Source organism: Stenotrophomonas sp. Ker107b, from assembly GCF_053847245.1.
This window is the reverse complement of the sequence record NZ_JBSPHX010000001.1, coordinates 959,501-973,499: the sequence shown is the minus strand read 5'-3', so window position 1 is coordinate 973,499 and position 13,999 is coordinate 959,501. Positions and strand designations below refer to the sequence as shown.

Sequence of the window (13,999 nt, the reverse complement as noted above, 5' to 3'; positions counted from 1 at the left end):
CGGGGTTTCAGGGCAGCCGACCAGCGGTCGACTCTGCCGGATTCAACGCACGACGTTGAGCACTTCGTAGCAGGCGCCCATGGTGTGGTAATCGGTCTTGCCGGCCGGGCTCTTTTCATCGCTGTACTTGCGGTTGTCCGCATCCAGGATGCGGAACCACGCGCCGTACTGGTGATCGACCATATGCGCCCACGCATACGCCCACAGGCGGTCGTACCAGTCCCAGTACACGGCATCGCCGGTGCGCTTGGCCAGCAGTGCGGCGGTCGCCAGTGACTCGGCCTGCACCCAGAAATACTTGTCGTCATCGCAGACGCTGCCATCCGGCGCGAAGCCGTAGTACAGCCCGCCACGCTCGGCGTCCCAGCTGCGCGCCACTGCCACATCGAACAGATGCCGCGCGGTCGGCACCAGCCAGTCGGCCTGTACATGGCGATCCAGGATCAGCAGCAGCTTGGCCCACTCGGTCTGATGCCCTGGCTGGAAGCCCCAGGGGCGGAACAGGTGCTTGGGGTTGTCGCGGTTGTAGTCCCAGTCGATCTGCCAGCGGGTGTCGTAGTGCTCCCACACCAGGCCATCGCCCTGCGCGGCCTGGCGGCGGGTCATGTGGTCGGCCAGCAGCAGCGCACGATCAAGATAGCGCTGCTCGCCACTGGCCTCGAACGCGGCCAGCATCGCCTCGCACATGTGCATGTTGGCGTTCTGGCCGCGGTAGTCGCTGAAGGTCCAGTCGGCATCGGCTTCGTCCTTGTACAGGCCGAACGCCGGTTCCCAGAAGCGCGTTTCCAGCAGCTGCCAGGTCTCGTCCATCCACGAACGCGCCTCGGCAATGCCAGCCTTCAGCGCGCAGCTGTAGGCCAGCAGCACGAACGCGACGCCATAGCAGTGGTTGGTTGCATCTTCGACCACACCGTCACGCAGGGTCCAGGCGTAGCCGCCGGTGGCCGGGTTGCGATGCACGTCGCGCAGGTAACGCACGCCGTGTTCGACCGCCGCCAGATCCTCGGGCTTGCCGAACTCGCGGTAGGCCATCGCGTGGTTGAACACGAAACGCGTGCTGCTGACCAGATGACGGTGGCTGGCGTCGTACACGCTGCCATCGTCACGGTAGTAATGGAAGAAGCCGCCCTTGGGGTCGATTTCATGCGGCTGATAGAACGCCATCGTCCGCGCGATATGGGCGCGCAGGAAATCCGGCGAACGGAAATCGGGCTGGGATGCGGTGGTGGTGCTCATGCGGCGGTTTCCTGTTGTTGCTGCAGCAGTTGCTGGACTTCCCCAAGACTGGGCATCGCGGCGAACGCCCCCTTGCGGGTGACCGCCAGGGCACCGACAGCCGCGCCGAAGTGGATCGCCTCGAGCAGACCGGTCTGTTCGGCGCAGAACGCGGGGAACGCCGTGCCGTCACCGTCGCGTTCGCCGATGCCGAACAGCAGGCCGCCCACGAACGCATCGCCGGCCGCGGTGGAATCCACCGTCGTCACCTGGAAGCCCGTGAGTACGCCGTTGCCGTGGCGGGTGTGCCAGCGGATCGGCGCGGCGCCATCGGTGATCACCACCGCCTGCGCCTGCGCGCCGAGCAGGCGCTCGACCACCGCAGCGTCGCCACCGGGCACCGAGGCCGCCAGATACTCCAGTTCCTCGCGCGACAGCTTGACCAGGTCGGCCAGCGACAGCGCTTCCCACAGGCGCGGCAGCGGGTCGACACCGGTCGGCCACAGCGCCGGGCGCAGGTTGAGGTCGAGGCTGACCATCGCGCCGGCCTGCCGGGCGCGGCGCATGCCCTCCAGCGTGGCCTGCGCGATCTCGGCCTCGGTCAGGCTGTTGGAGCACACATGGAAGCTGCGCGTGCCCTCGAAGCAGTTCGGGTGGAAATGCGCGCTACGGAACAGCAGATCGGCCGCCGGCGGGCGGTAGAAGCTGAAGCTGCGCTCGCCACTGGCATCGAGTGCGACGAACGCCAGCGCGGTCTTGGCTTCATCCGTGCGCACGATGCAATCGGTCGCCACGCCGGCATTGGCCAGGCTCTCGGCGAGGAAGTCGCCGAACATGTCCTTGCCCAGCATGCCAGCGAAATGCGTGTCCGCGCCCAGGCGTGCGGCCGCCACGGCCACGTTGGCAGGCGCGCCGCCGGCGTACTGCAGGAAGGCGCGCGGGGTATCGGGAGACGCCGGAGGTTGGGCAAGTAGATCGATCAAAATCTCGCCGAAACAGACAATCTTGGACATCTTGGCCTCAATTTCCCTGGCGGATTCCAGCGGCCGGGCGCGAACCCCACAGGCCGTAGAAGATGATGTAGCCGTAGCACAGCAGCGGCAGGATGAAGGACGGCTGCAGGCCGATATGGTCGGCCAGCTTGCCCTGCAGGACCGGGATCAGCGCCCCGCCGACAATCGCCATGATCAGCAGGCTCGAGGCCTTGGTGGTCAGCGTGCCCAGACGTTCGATGCTCAGCGCGAAGATCGTCGGGAACATGATCGAGTTGAACAGGCCGATCGCCACCACCGAGTACAGCGCCACCTGGCCCTGGGTCAGCATGGTCAGGGCCAGCAGCGCCACGTTCATGCTCGCGAACAGGGTCAGCAGCAGGCGCGGCGAGAAGCGGGTCATGATGGCCGAACCGGCAAAGCGGCCGATCATCGCCATCGTCCAGTACGCCGAGACGTAATGCGTGGCCTGCTGTTCGCTGAAGCCGCCGATGTTCGGCAGCGACAAGTAGTTCACCAGCACGCTGCCTACCGCCACTTCCGCACCCACGTAGAAGAAGATGCCGAGCACGCCGAAGCGGACGTGGCGGTGACGCAGCGCCTCCATCAAGGTGTGCTTGTCGCCACCGTTCTGCTCGGTCGTCTCATTCAGTGCCGGCAGGCGGAACAGATAGACGAACACGGCAAGCAGGACCAGCGCGATCGCCAGGCCGACATACGGGCCCTGCACCGACTGGGCTTCCTGGGTGCGATAGGCCAGCTGTTCGGCCATCGGCAGCACATTGATCTCGTCCGCACTCTTGACGGTGTTGCCCAGGATGAGCAGCCCGCCGAAGATCGGCGCAATCGCGGTGCCCAGCGAGTTCAAGGCCTGCGCCAGCGTCAGGCGGCTGGAAGCCGTCTGCTCCGGGCCCAGCAGGGCGACATACGGATTGGCCGCCACCTGCAGCACGGTGATGCCCGTGGCCAGCACGAACAGCGCGCCCAGGAAGGCTTCATACACCCGCAGTTCGGCCGCCGGCCAGAAGCCGAGCGCGCCCACTGCGGCGATGGCAAGACCGGCCACGATGCCGTTCTTGTACCCCAGCCGTGCAACCAGCCGACTGGCCGGCACCGACATCAGGAAGTACGCGCCGAAGAAGGTGAACTGCACCAGCATCGCGCGGGCGTAGGTCAGGTCGAACACCGCCTTCAGATGCGGGATCAGGATGTCATTGAGGCAGGTGAGGAAGCCCCACATGAAGAAGATCGTGGTCGCCACGGCCAGCGCGACACGCGTGTTCACCACGGGCGCAGCGGAGGATGAGGACGGGAGACGGGGCGTTGGGGAAATGGGCATTCAAGTACGCGCCTCATTGCGCGAGCAGGTGAAAAGGGGCGGAATCAGGCGACAGTGCTGCCGCTGCTTTCGCGGATACGGAGTTGGACCGGTGCAACAGTACGCTGTGCCGCCGCCTCCGGGTGATCGAGTCGCTGCAGAAGCAGCTCCGCGGCCTGCCGCCCGCGCTCGCGCGGATTGACGGTCAGCGTGGTCAGCGGCGGCGATGCCACGGAGGCCTCGGAAATATCATCGAAACCGGTCACCGCGAAGTCGCGGCCCGGCTGCACCCCGCGCGAGGCCAGGCCCAGCATCAGGCCCAGCGCGACGCTGTCGTTGTAGCAGACCGCTGCGGTCGGCACCGCACCCAGCGCGAACAGCTCACCGGTGCGTGCGGCCGCATCCAGGCGGCTGGGCGAGGTCTCGATCAGCCACTCCGGCTGCACCGGCATGCCCGCCTCCACCAGCGCCTGCGCATAACCGGTACGGCGCTGATGGCACGAGCTGGACACGGCATGACCCCCATAGAATGCGATACGGCGGTGGCCCTGCTCGATCAGATGGCGCGTCGCCAGGTAGGCACCCTGCTGGTTGTCCAGCGTCAGGAAATCCCATTCGGCGCCGGGCAGTTCGCGATTGAACAGCAGCACGTTGGCATGCCCAAGCACCTGGCGCAGCTGCCCCGCATCGCTGCCTTCGGCCGGCGACAGGATCAGCCCGGCCGGCATGTGCTCCATCAGCGTGGCCAGCACGGCCTGCTGCCGCTCCGGCGATTCGCCGGTGCTGCCGAGCAGGGTCACGAAGCCCTTGCCGCCCAGCGCTTCATCCACCCCGGAGGCGAATTCGGCGAAGAACGGGTTGGACAGATCATTGATCACCAGCGCCACGCTGGAGGACGTCCGCCGGCGCAGGTTGGCCGCGCCGCGGTTGTACACATACCGCTGGCGCCGCAGTTCGGCTTCCACCTTGGCCCGGGTGTCGACGTTGACCAAGGGGCTGCCGCGCAGCACCAGCGACACGGTCGCGCGCGACACGCCGATCGCTTCGGCGATGTCGGTCACGGTGACCGCGCGCGTACCTTTGCCGGCAGGGGTGGCCTTGTCGTTCATCGGGTCGTCGGGTTCCTCAAGCAAGGTGCAAGCCTAAACGATCGCGCTGACCTGCTGCTCATTCCAGTACCGCGCCCGGGGTGGCGCAGAACGAGGCCGGCAGCGCCTCGGCCTGGGTACCCCAGCCGTTCTCCGGCGCGGTGCCGCCCAAGGCGAAGGCGATGGTGCCACCGCGCTGCAGCTGGGCCCAGTCCAGCCACACCGGCGCATGCGCGCGGCCATCGACCTGGACATTCTGCACATACTGCAGCTGGCGGCCATCCGCGCCCGGCGCCTTCAAGGTCAACGTTTTACCCTGGCCCAGATCGATCTCGGCACGGGCGAAGCGCGGCGTGTGCAGCAGGAACTCGCCGCTGCCCGGCACCGCCGGGTACAGGCCCAGTGCACTGAACAGGTACCAGGCCGACATCGTGCCCAGGTCATCGTTGCCGGTGACGCCATTGGGTGCGTTGGTGAACAGCTGCTGCGCGGCGCGCACCACGGTGGCGGTCTTCCACGGCTGGCCGATCAGCGTATACATCCACGGTGCGTGCAGGTCCGGCTCGTTGTTGGGGTTGTAGCGGAACTGGTTGTAATAGCTGTACGGCCCGACCACCCATTCCTTGCGGGCGGCGGTCAGCGGCGATGTCACGAGGGCGTCGTAAGCGAAGAAGGTATCCAGGCGGCGCGCGGTCTGTTCGCGGCCATGCATGGCCTGGACCAGGCCCGGCACGTCCTGCTGCGCCAGCCACTGGTACTGCCATGCGGTGCCTTCATGGAACCCGTGGTGTGAGCGCGGGCTGTACTTGCCATCGGCCGGCAGGTACCACGCACCATCCTCCATGCGCGGCCGCGGGAAACCGTTGAAGTCGCCCTCCTCGTCACGCACCGACGGATCCCACACCTTGTGCCAGTTGCGGCCACGCTCACGCAGCACGCCGGCATCGGTGGCATGGCCGAGGCCATCGGCCATCTGCGCCAGCGCGCAGTCGGCCAAGGCGTATTCGAGCGTTGCCGAGCCCCCGTGGTGCGGATCCACATCCATGCCCTTGGAGGGGAAGGCGCGGTCGTACTGCACGTAGCCGTTGGCCAGGTAGTTCGGGTTGCCCGAACGGCCGGCATGACGCGAGTTCATCGGCGGCACTTCGAATGCGTTCTTGCGCAGCGCGGTGTAGGCCTCACCCTCACGGCCGGCCAGTGCGCCGAAACGCCACAGGTCCACCAGGAACGGCGTGACCGGATCACCCGTCATGATGTTGGTTTCGAAGTTGGCATAGCCCCAGCGCGGCAGCCAGCCGCCCTGGGCTTCAATGGCCAGCAGCGTGCGGCCGATGTCACGCGCGACCTCCGGCTTGGTCAGCGCCAGCCACTGGTTCTGCGCACGGTAGGTATCCCACAGCGAGAAGTACTCGTAATAGGTCCAGCCATCGGCGCGATGGATGTTGTCGTCATAGCCACGGTAACGACCGTCGGCATCGCTGCCGGTCAGCGGCTGCAGCAGCGCGTGGTACAGCGCGGTGTACAGCACGGTGCGGTCGTCATTGCTGCCGCCCTGCACGCGCACGGCCGCCAGTTCCTTGCGCCACTGCTGCTGCGCCATCTGGCGCATCTGATCGAAGCCGAGCAGGCGATCACCCTGCATGCCATCGCTGCGCAGGTTGGCGCGCGCGCCTTCGGCATCCACGTGCGAAATCGCGCTGACGGCGGTCACCGCGCGGCCCTTGGCCAGATCGAAGCTGAGCCAGGCACCGCTGGGCTTGAGCTCGCCTTCCATGCCGTGGCGTGCACCGGGCAGGCCACCGCCCTCGCCCCAGGTCCCGAACGCCTTGAACGGGCGGTCGAACTCGATGCGGAACCAGGTGGTGTACTGATGCCCACCGCAGAAACTCCTGGTGACCAGCTTGCCCTCGACGGCACGGTCGCCGACCACGTCGACCACGCTGCCGATCACCGAATGGCGCTCGTTGGCCTGGCCAAGGTTGACCAGCACGTGGCCGGTGCCGGCATCGGCGGCAAAGGTGTAGCGCTCGGCGGCCGCGCGGGTCCGCGCGGTGGCCTCGGCATCGATGCCGCCGTAGTTGGTCAGGCGCACCTTGTAGTACCCGGCCTGCCCCACTTCGCCGTCGTGGGTGTAACTGGAGGCGTAGCGTTTATGGTCGAAGCTCTTGGCATCGTCGGTATTGAAATCGCCACCCGGGCCGATGCTGCCGGTCACCGGCAGGACCGAGACCTGGCCGCCCTGCTCCCAGCAGCCGGCACCGGACAGGAACGAATGCCCGAAACCGCGGATCTTGGGGTCGTCGTAGCGCCAGCCGGCGTAGTGCTCGCCGATCGGGCTGACCTGGATCAGACCAAACGGGGCCGAGGCGCCCGGGAACGTATTGCCATCATCCTTGCTGCCGATGAAGGTGTTGACCTCGCGCTCCAGCGCGGCGGGCGCAGCCTGCAGCACCAGCGGTGCACAGCTCAGCGCCAGCAGGCAGGCCAGACCAGCGAGCGGGCGGCGGCGGACCGGACGAGCGCCGGCAGTAGCAACAACAGCAACATGGTGGGAAAAGCGGGTCACGGACACGGGCTCCTTGTCGGACGTGGCGGCAGCGAGAACCAACGGCGACGGGGACCGGCGGCTCCTTGCACTGGGCGACCCAATCCACACCCCGGTGAATTTAGATCGATTTAAGTAAAGCACGGAGATTTCGCGGGATGCATTCTGCGCTGCAACATGCACGCGGCTTCCGCCCCCGCGCGCCGCGCGCCGCGCAGCGCAGAACCCCTATCGCCCGCCAAGCTGCGCAGGAAACGGCCGCAGCAGGTGCTTGCCTGCGTGGCTTAGAGGGAATCCCCCGATTCGCTGGGTCGGCGCGCACGCCCTGCGGACGGTCGCTCCTGGTCCATATTGCGGAGCAGCATGCTTCCCGGCCCCGGTCGTGTTAAAAATTCGCCGCCAATCGTTTAGATCGATCCAACTTAAAACGGTCACGATTGCCGGAAGTGGGGAGCCGGGGGACTGCCCCACGCGATGCATGCGGGACGCGCCAGGCAACTCGACGCCCGAGATGATTCGCCTTCAACATTAGATCGATTCAAAGAATTCGTATCGCCACCGTGTCAATCCAGGAGAGGGAGAGAGTGGAATGAAGATGTCACGCATGCACCGCCGCGTCAGGTTGTCCGCGGCCATTGCCAGTGCCTTGGCCACCGCTGTTGTGCCGGCCAGCGCCTTCGCGCAGCAGGCCAGCCCGGCGACCGGCACCCCTGATGCAACCACGCTCGACAGCGTGACCGTCACCGGCTACCGCTACGCCATCGAAAAGAGCCTTCAGCAGAAGCGCGATGCGAACGCCGTGGTCGAAGTGATCACCGCCGAGGACGTGGGCAAGTTCCCCGACAAGAACGTCGCCGATGCGCTGCAGCGCGTGCCCGGCGTGGTGATCACGCGCAGCGGCGGCGAAGGCAAGAGCGTCAGCGTGCGTGGTCTTGCGCCCGACCTCACCCTCACCCAGTTGAACGGCAATTACGTTGCCACCTCGGAAACCAACAACGAGGCGTCGCGTTCGTTCAATTACACCCTGCTGCCGTCGAACATGCTGTCCAGTGCGGAGCTGTTCAAATCTCCCGAAGCGCGCATCGACGAAGGCGGCATCGGCGGCACGGTGATTCTGCATACCCGTCGTCCGCTCGATATGGAAGCCAACTCGGGTTACGTGAACCTGGAAGGCACCTCGTCGGATACCAGCCACGACATCGACCCGCAGGCCTCGGCGCTGTACTCCTGGCACAGCAAGGATGAGCGCTTTGGCGTCCTGGTGGGCGTGACGCAGCAGAAGCGCACCAGCCGCACCATGGAAGCCAGTACCGAGGATTATCAGTGGTATGGCGCCGGCGACGCGCGCGATGCCAACGGCAACGTCCTGGCGCAGGATGGCATCCACTACTGGTGGGGGCAGTCCGGTTTCAACAACCAGACCGGCGGCAACTACAGCGACTTCTTCATGCCGACCTCGGTCAACTTCGCGGTGAAGGAAGAAAAGCGCGAACGCAAGGGTGGGCAGCTGACCTTCCAGTTCAAGCCGCTGGACAACCTGACCCTGACCGCCAACTACTTCCGCTTCGAGCTGCAGGGTGATTACACCCAGAACATGCTCAAGGTGCCGGAGTGGAGCATGGCGCGCTTCAACGGCGACGGTAACTGGGCCGGCGGCCGACTCCTCAACGGGCTCGATTTCGATCCCAGCGGCACCATCGTGACCGGCGCGCAGTTCGAGAAGCTGCCGGGCAAGGCCTACATCTGCAGCGAAGAACAGGCCGCAGCAGCCGGCCTTGCGCCGGGCGGCTGGGGTCCGGACGACTGCACCCTGCCCACCCCGCAGCTGACCGGCGGCTACAGCAAGGAAAAAGCGCTTTCCCAGACCGCCGATCTGGCCGTCGAGTGGGACATCAGCCCGCTGTGGAAGGCCTCGTTCACCGGTGGACGTACGTGGTCCGAAGGTGGCCCGTCGATGAACTTCCGGATGTCGGCCAAGCCGCGCCGCAAGGTCGGCCCGGACTATCTGTCGGGTAACCAGTACACCGCGTGGGACCTGACCGGCACGCCGTCGGTGCAGTTCTCGCCGGACCTGCAGGACCAGTTGATGGCCGGCATTGCCGAAGTCGACACCGGCTCGACCGACTCGTCGTGGATGCAGACCGAAGTTGAACAGAACTACTTCCAGGCCGACTTCACCAAGCTGTTCGAAGCCGGCTGGCTGGACTCGATCCAGTTCGGCACCAAGTACCGTGACGGCAAGGTCCACCGCAACACCGGCAACACCTACTGGGTCTGTCAGGGCCTGGATCCGGCCGACTACGATAACAACCGTTACCAGGCCGGCTGCGATTCCACCGCCGGTGATGCCCAGCCGGGCTTCTTCCTGTCCAGCCCGATCAGCAACATCGCCGGCGGCTTCAATGCCAACGTGTTCCCGGGCGTCAACTACCCGGCCTACATCAACTACCTCAACCAGACCTACGGCGGCTCGCACAACCGGACCGAGGAAGACTTCGTCTACGACGTCAACGAGAAGATCTACTCCGGGTACTTCCAGGCCAACTTCCGGACCGAGCGCGTCCGCGGCAACGTCGGGGTGCGCGTGGTGCGCACGCAGCAGTTCGCCCAGTCCAGCGATTCGGTGGAGCGCTTCAACGACTACTTCGTGGACAACGCCAACGGCTCGCCGATGAGCTGCGATGATCCGGCGGCCGATCCGACCCTGCGCTGCCAAGGCGGCTTCGTGCGCCTGCCGGACAACCAGGTCCGCGACAAGGTGTACACCCTCAGCTCGCTGGACAAGACCTATACGGACGTCCTGCCCAGCTTCAACATCGCCTGGGACATCACCGACAGCCTGGTGCTGCGCGGCGCGGCGTCGAAGGTGATCGCACGTCCGGGCTACACCAGCATCGCCTACCCGGGTGGCCTGAGCTACATCAGCGAGGAATACAGCAACGACCGCCGTGTCGCCGGCGGTACCGACACCCCCGGCTGGTACGGCTCGGGCAGCAACAAAAACCTGGAACCGTTCGAAGCCGTCCAGTTCGACCTGGGCCTGGAGTGGTACTTCAAGCCGGGCTCCGCCGCGGGCGTGGCCCTGTTCCGCAAGAACGTGGACAACTTCACGGTGCCGGTGGTGCGCGATCAGCAGATGACGGTCGGCGGCCAGACGGTCACCGTGCAGAAGTACGCCACGGAAGCCAACGGTCGCGATGGCGTTTCGCAGGGCGTGGAGGTGTACGGTCAGTACACGTTCGACATGGGCTTTGGTGTCCAGGCCAACTACACCTACAACGACACCAACCTCGCCTCGATCGTGCTGGATGGCGAAGAGATCGGTGCCTCGCCGCTGGTCGGCAGCGCCAAGAACCAGGCCAACGTCACGGTCTTCTACGAGAACGACAAGATCCTGGCCCGTGCCTCGTACAACCGCCGTGGCGAAGTGGTCGGTGGCCTGAACAACGGCCTGACCACCTACACCAAGCCGTACGACCAGCTCGACCTCAACGTGGCCTACAACATCACCCCGGACTGGACGGTGACCGCCTCGGTGCTCAACGCCACCAAGTCCGAGCTGCAGAGCTACATCGGCAATGACAGCCAGGCCCGCCTGCTGTCCAACATCTATGCCGGCCGCCAGCTGTACTTCGGCGTGAACTGGAAGTTCTAAGCCTCACCCGTCCCCGCCTCCGGGCGGGGCAATGCTCCTCCACGGCAGCTGCGCTTCTACAGGCGGCTGCCGTTTCTTTTAACGGGGACGGGGGTAGTTAATCGTGGTTGTGCGTCACGGATTAACTACCCCCGTCCCCGTTATCCCAGCGCCGCGCGCAGTGCGTTGACCTGCGCCACGTCGGTGGCGGTCCAGTCCGGTGACAGTCCCATCAGGGCGCGTTTAACGGGGACGGGGGTAGTTAATCGTGGTTGTGCGTCACGGATTAACTACCCCCGTCCCCGTTATCCCAGCGCCGCGCGCAGTGCGTTGACCTGCGCCACGTCGGTGGCGGTCCAGTCCGGCGACAGTCCCATCAGGGCGGGATTGTGGTGGCGCATTGCCGACCGCTGCGTCGCCTTTGCCGAGGCGTGCAGTTCGACGCACCCACTGCGTTCGGCGATCTCCACGACGTTCGCCGGGGTGATTCCCGCACCGGCCATCATCGAGATCCGATCGCCTGCCTGGGCCACCAGGGCGGCCAGAACATCGGCACCGGCCAGCGCACTGGCCTGCCCGCCCGAACTCAGGATGCGCTGGCACCCCAGCGTCACGATCTGCTCCAGCGCCACCGGCAGATCACGTGCGGCATCGAACGCGCGATGGAAGGTGATGCCCAGCGGGCCTGCGGCGGACACCAGTTCACGGCACAACGTAACGTCGATGCCACCGTCGGCATCCAGAGCGCCGATCACCACGCCGTCGCAGCCGAGCGCACGGCAGTGCGCGATGTCGCGCAGCATGATCTCGGCCTCGAGTCCGGTGTAAAGGAAATCGCCCGGTCGCGGCCGGATCAGCACGAACAACGGAATCTGCACGCGGTCCCGAGCGACCGCGATGCTGCCCTGCGACGGGGTGGTGCCGCCCTCGGCCAGGTTGTCGAACAGTTCGATCCGGTCCGCGCCCCCCTGCTGGGCGGCCAACGCGGAGGCCACCGAATTCGACGCGATCTCCAGCACCCGGCGCGGCGCGCTCACGTCTGCTCGCTCGTATAGACCGAGGCGGAATCACGCAGATCATCCTGCCGGTCGGTGTCGCAGACCGCGTAGACGAAGCCGCGATGCAGCGCGTAGGCGCCGACCTCACCGTGCTTGTTCAACGCGAGGAAACACACCTGCAGGGTCTTGCTTGCTTCCGGACGCTTGCGCACCACCCGGGCGATCGCCTCGCGGCAGGCGTCGGCAGGTGAGCGGCCCTGCCGCATCAGTTCGACCACCAGGAAGGAAGCCGCGTTGCGGATCATTTCCTCGCCGACACCCGAGGCGGTGGCCGCCCCGACCTCGTTGTCAACGTACAGGCCGGCCCCGATGATCGGGCTGTCGCCAACGCGGCCGTGCATCTTCCAGGCCATGCCACTGGTAGTGCAGGCACCCGCCAGGCGCCCCTGCGCATCGATGGCGAGCATGCCCAGTGTGTCGTGGTTACTGCTGTCGCCGGGGCGGCTGCGCCGTTCGGCATTGATCTCGGGCGTGTACTGCGCGGTCTTGAGCCACTCGCGCCAGGCTTTTTCAGCTTCCGGGGTAAGCAGCTTCCTGCGTTCGAAGCCCTGCTGCACCGCGAACTGCTGCGCGCCCTCCCCGACCAGCATCACGTGCGGGGTCTTTTCCATCACCCGTCGCGCCACCGAGACCGGATGCGCGATATCGCTCAGTGCGGCCACCGACCCACAGCGGCCATCGCCGTCCATGATGCTGGCATCCAGGCTCAGCACGCCATCACGGTCCGGATTGCCGCAGCGCCCGACCGTGGGATTGCATAGATCACTCTCGGCCCAGCGCGCACCGGCCTCGACCGCGTCAAGCGCGGAGCCACCGGCCGACAGGGTCTTCCACGCGACCTGGTTGGCACCCACGCCGAAATCCCAGGTGGACACGACCCGTGCACCGGATGCGCTCCGTGCCTGCAGCGTTGGCAATGCCAGCGCACCGGCGGCCAACGCGCTCGCCTGAAGGAATCGTCTGCGATCATTCATCGGTGCACCTCCAGAGAATCAACAACGAAGGAACTACGCAGCGGACCGGCGCTGCTCCACATGCCAGACCGCTGCCCCAAGCACGCCGAGCTCACCATGGTCCACGCGCCAGATCGGCACCTGGCGCAGCACGTCGCGCATCACCCCCTTGGCCAGGAAGCGCTCGCGGAAGCGGCCGTCGCGCAGGAAGCGGTCCACGCGCGTGGAGATGCCGCCGGCCAGATAGACCGAGCGCGCGCCGAAGGTCGTGGCCAGATCGCCGGCCAGACTGCCAAGCCAGGCACAGAACACGTCCAGCGTCTCCACCGCCACCGGATCGCCGCCCTCATGCGCGGCCGCGATCAAGGCTTCGGTGCTGGTCCAGCGCGGCGTGACGCCACGGATGTCGCACAGGCAGGGATAGAGGTTCATCAGGCCGCCGCCGGACAGCACGCGCTCATTGTCCACGTGCTCCCAGCGCTGCAGCAGGCGTGACAGCACGTCCAGCTCCAAGGGGTTGCAGGCGGTCAACGCCGCATGGCCGGCTTCGCTGGCCAGCACCGGCCGCTCGCCACCTTCAAAGCGCAGGGCCGCTCCCAGGCCGGTGCCCGGGCCCAGCACCAGCGCCGGCCAGCGCGGGGTAGCATCGGCGTCCCCGTTGAGGGCCACCAGCGTGTCCGGCGCAACATGCGGAATCGCATAGGCGACCGCTTCGAAATCGTTGATCAGCGCCAGCGACGCCAGACCCGAATCATGACGGGTCCGCGCCACCGACACCGGCCACGGCAGATTGGTGTTGACCAGATGGTCGCCGTCCAGCAGGCCGGCGATCGCGACCACCGCCGCGGTCGGCGGCGCAGGCAGCGTGCTCACGAAATCGGCCAGAATCGCGGCAAGGCTGACATGGTCGGCGCAGGCGTAGCGGCGCAGGCCATGCAACGTCGGCGCGGTGCCGGTGCGCACGGTGGCCAGGGCAACGCGGGCGAAGGTACCGCCCACATCCGCCACGATCAGCGTTTCTTTCTCAGTATCCCGGTGGGCCGCAATGGGCGACATCTCAGGTTGGGCCGGAACCGGTACCGCTGCGCTCACTCGCTTGCCTTGATTGAATCAATTGAATCCCGGCGATTCTCAGGCATCACCGGGGGATTGCAAAGCCGCGCCCGCCATACAGTGGCGTACTGAAGGGCGCGCAG

9 protein-coding genes are annotated in these 13,999 nt (G+C 66.3%); 1 reads left to right on the top strand and 8 read right to left on the bottom strand.

Features of this window, described 5'->3' with window-relative positions:
• Window positions 1–42 precede the first annotated feature (42 nt).
• The 5 genes from ACWV8V_RS04610 to ACWV8V_RS04590 are packed head-to-tail and all read right to left on the bottom strand — an operon-like array spanning window position 43 to window position 7,179.
• Window positions 43–1,236, bottom strand: a complete 1,194-nt coding sequence (locus ACWV8V_RS04610; RefSeq protein WP_455899055.1) for an AGE family epimerase/isomerase — start codon at window positions 1,234–1,236, stop codon at window positions 43–45.
• Complete coding sequence (locus ACWV8V_RS04605) at window positions 1,233–2,228, bottom strand: carbohydrate kinase family protein (RefSeq protein ID WP_455899054.1); 996 nt, start codon at window positions 2,226–2,228, stop codon at window positions 1,233–1,235. The genes ACWV8V_RS04610 and ACWV8V_RS04605 overlap by 4 nt, the downstream gene beginning before the upstream one ends.
• A 7-nt stretch (window positions 2,229–2,235) precedes the next feature.
• A complete protein-coding gene (fucP, locus tag ACWV8V_RS04600) occupies window positions 2,236–3,546 on the bottom strand; it encodes an L-fucose:H+ symporter permease (RefSeq protein ID WP_259261006.1) in 1,311 nt (436 codons plus the stop codon).
• A gap of 44 nt (window positions 3,547–3,590) precedes the next feature.
• Window positions 3,591–4,634 (bottom strand): LacI family DNA-binding transcriptional regulator, encoded by a 1,044-nt coding sequence (locus tag ACWV8V_RS04595; RefSeq protein WP_123729126.1) that lies wholly within the window; start codon window positions 4,632–4,634, stop codon window positions 3,591–3,593.
• A gap of 58 nt (window positions 4,635–4,692) precedes the next feature.
• Window positions 4,693–7,179 carry a GH92 family glycosyl hydrolase gene (locus ACWV8V_RS04590; protein WP_455899053.1) on the bottom strand — a complete coding sequence of 829 codons (2,487 nt, stop codon included), beginning with the start codon at window positions 7,177–7,179 and terminating at the stop codon, window positions 4,693–4,695.
• A gap of 568 nt (window positions 7,180–7,747) precedes the next feature.
• On the opposite strand from ACWV8V_RS04590, the gene ACWV8V_RS04585 reads away from it, so the two are divergent.
• Window positions 7,748–10,813, top strand: coding sequence for a TonB-dependent receptor (locus ACWV8V_RS04585; RefSeq protein ID WP_455899052.1), 3,066 nt, complete (start codon window positions 7,748–7,750; stop codon window positions 10,811–10,813).
• Window positions 10,814–11,097: 284 nt separating this feature from the next.
• On the opposite strand, the gene ACWV8V_RS04580 is transcribed toward ACWV8V_RS04585, so the two are convergent.
• Genes ACWV8V_RS04580 through ACWV8V_RS04570 form a run of 3 tightly spaced genes read right to left on the bottom strand, consistent with a single transcriptional unit; the run spans window position 11,098 to window position 13,859 of the window.
• The gene (locus ACWV8V_RS04580; protein WP_455899051.1) at window positions 11,098–11,829 is read right to left on the bottom strand and encodes a copper homeostasis protein CutC; all 732 of its coding nucleotides are present in this window, start codon (window positions 11,827–11,829) and stop codon (window positions 11,098–11,100) included.
• Entirely contained in the window at window positions 11,826–12,824 is a 999-nt protein-coding gene (locus ACWV8V_RS04575) for a N(4)-(beta-N-acetylglucosaminyl)-L-asparaginase (RefSeq protein WP_455899050.1), read from the bottom strand. The genes ACWV8V_RS04580 and ACWV8V_RS04575 overlap by 4 nt, the downstream gene beginning before the upstream one ends.
• Before the next feature lie 33 nt (window positions 12,825–12,857).
• The gene (locus tag ACWV8V_RS04570) at window positions 12,858–13,859 is read right to left on the bottom strand and encodes a glucokinase (RefSeq protein ID WP_455899049.1); all 1,002 of its coding nucleotides are present in this window, start codon (window positions 13,857–13,859) and stop codon (window positions 12,858–12,860) included.
• Between the last annotated feature and the right edge of the window lie 140 nt (window positions 13,860–13,999).

Coding starts and splice junctions, on each gene's coding strand:
- ACWV8V_RS04595 (WP_123729126.1), bottom strand. CDS start 4,634: ATGAACGACAAGGCCACCCCTGCCGGCAAAGGTACGCGCGCGGTCACC.
- ACWV8V_RS04605 (WP_455899054.1), bottom strand. CDS start 2,228: ATGTCCAAGATTGTCTGTTTCGGCGAGATTTTGATCGATCTACTTGCC.
- fucP (WP_259261006.1), bottom strand. CDS start 3,546: ATGCCCATTTCCCCAACGCCCCGTCTCCCGTCCTCATCCTCCGCTGCG.
- ACWV8V_RS04585 (WP_455899052.1), top strand. CDS start 7,748: ATGAAGATGTCACGCATGCACCGCCGCGTCAGGTTGTCCGCGGCCATT.
- ACWV8V_RS04575 (WP_455899050.1), bottom strand. CDS start 12,824: ATGAATGATCGCAGACGATTCCTTCAGGCGAGCGCGTTGGCCGCCGGT.
- ACWV8V_RS04570 (WP_455899049.1), bottom strand. CDS start 13,859: ATGTCGCCCATTGCGGCCCACCGGGATACTGAGAAAGAAACGCTGATC.
- ACWV8V_RS04610 (WP_455899055.1), bottom strand. CDS start 1,236: ATGAGCACCACCACCGCATCCCAGCCCGATTTCCGTTCGCCGGATTTC.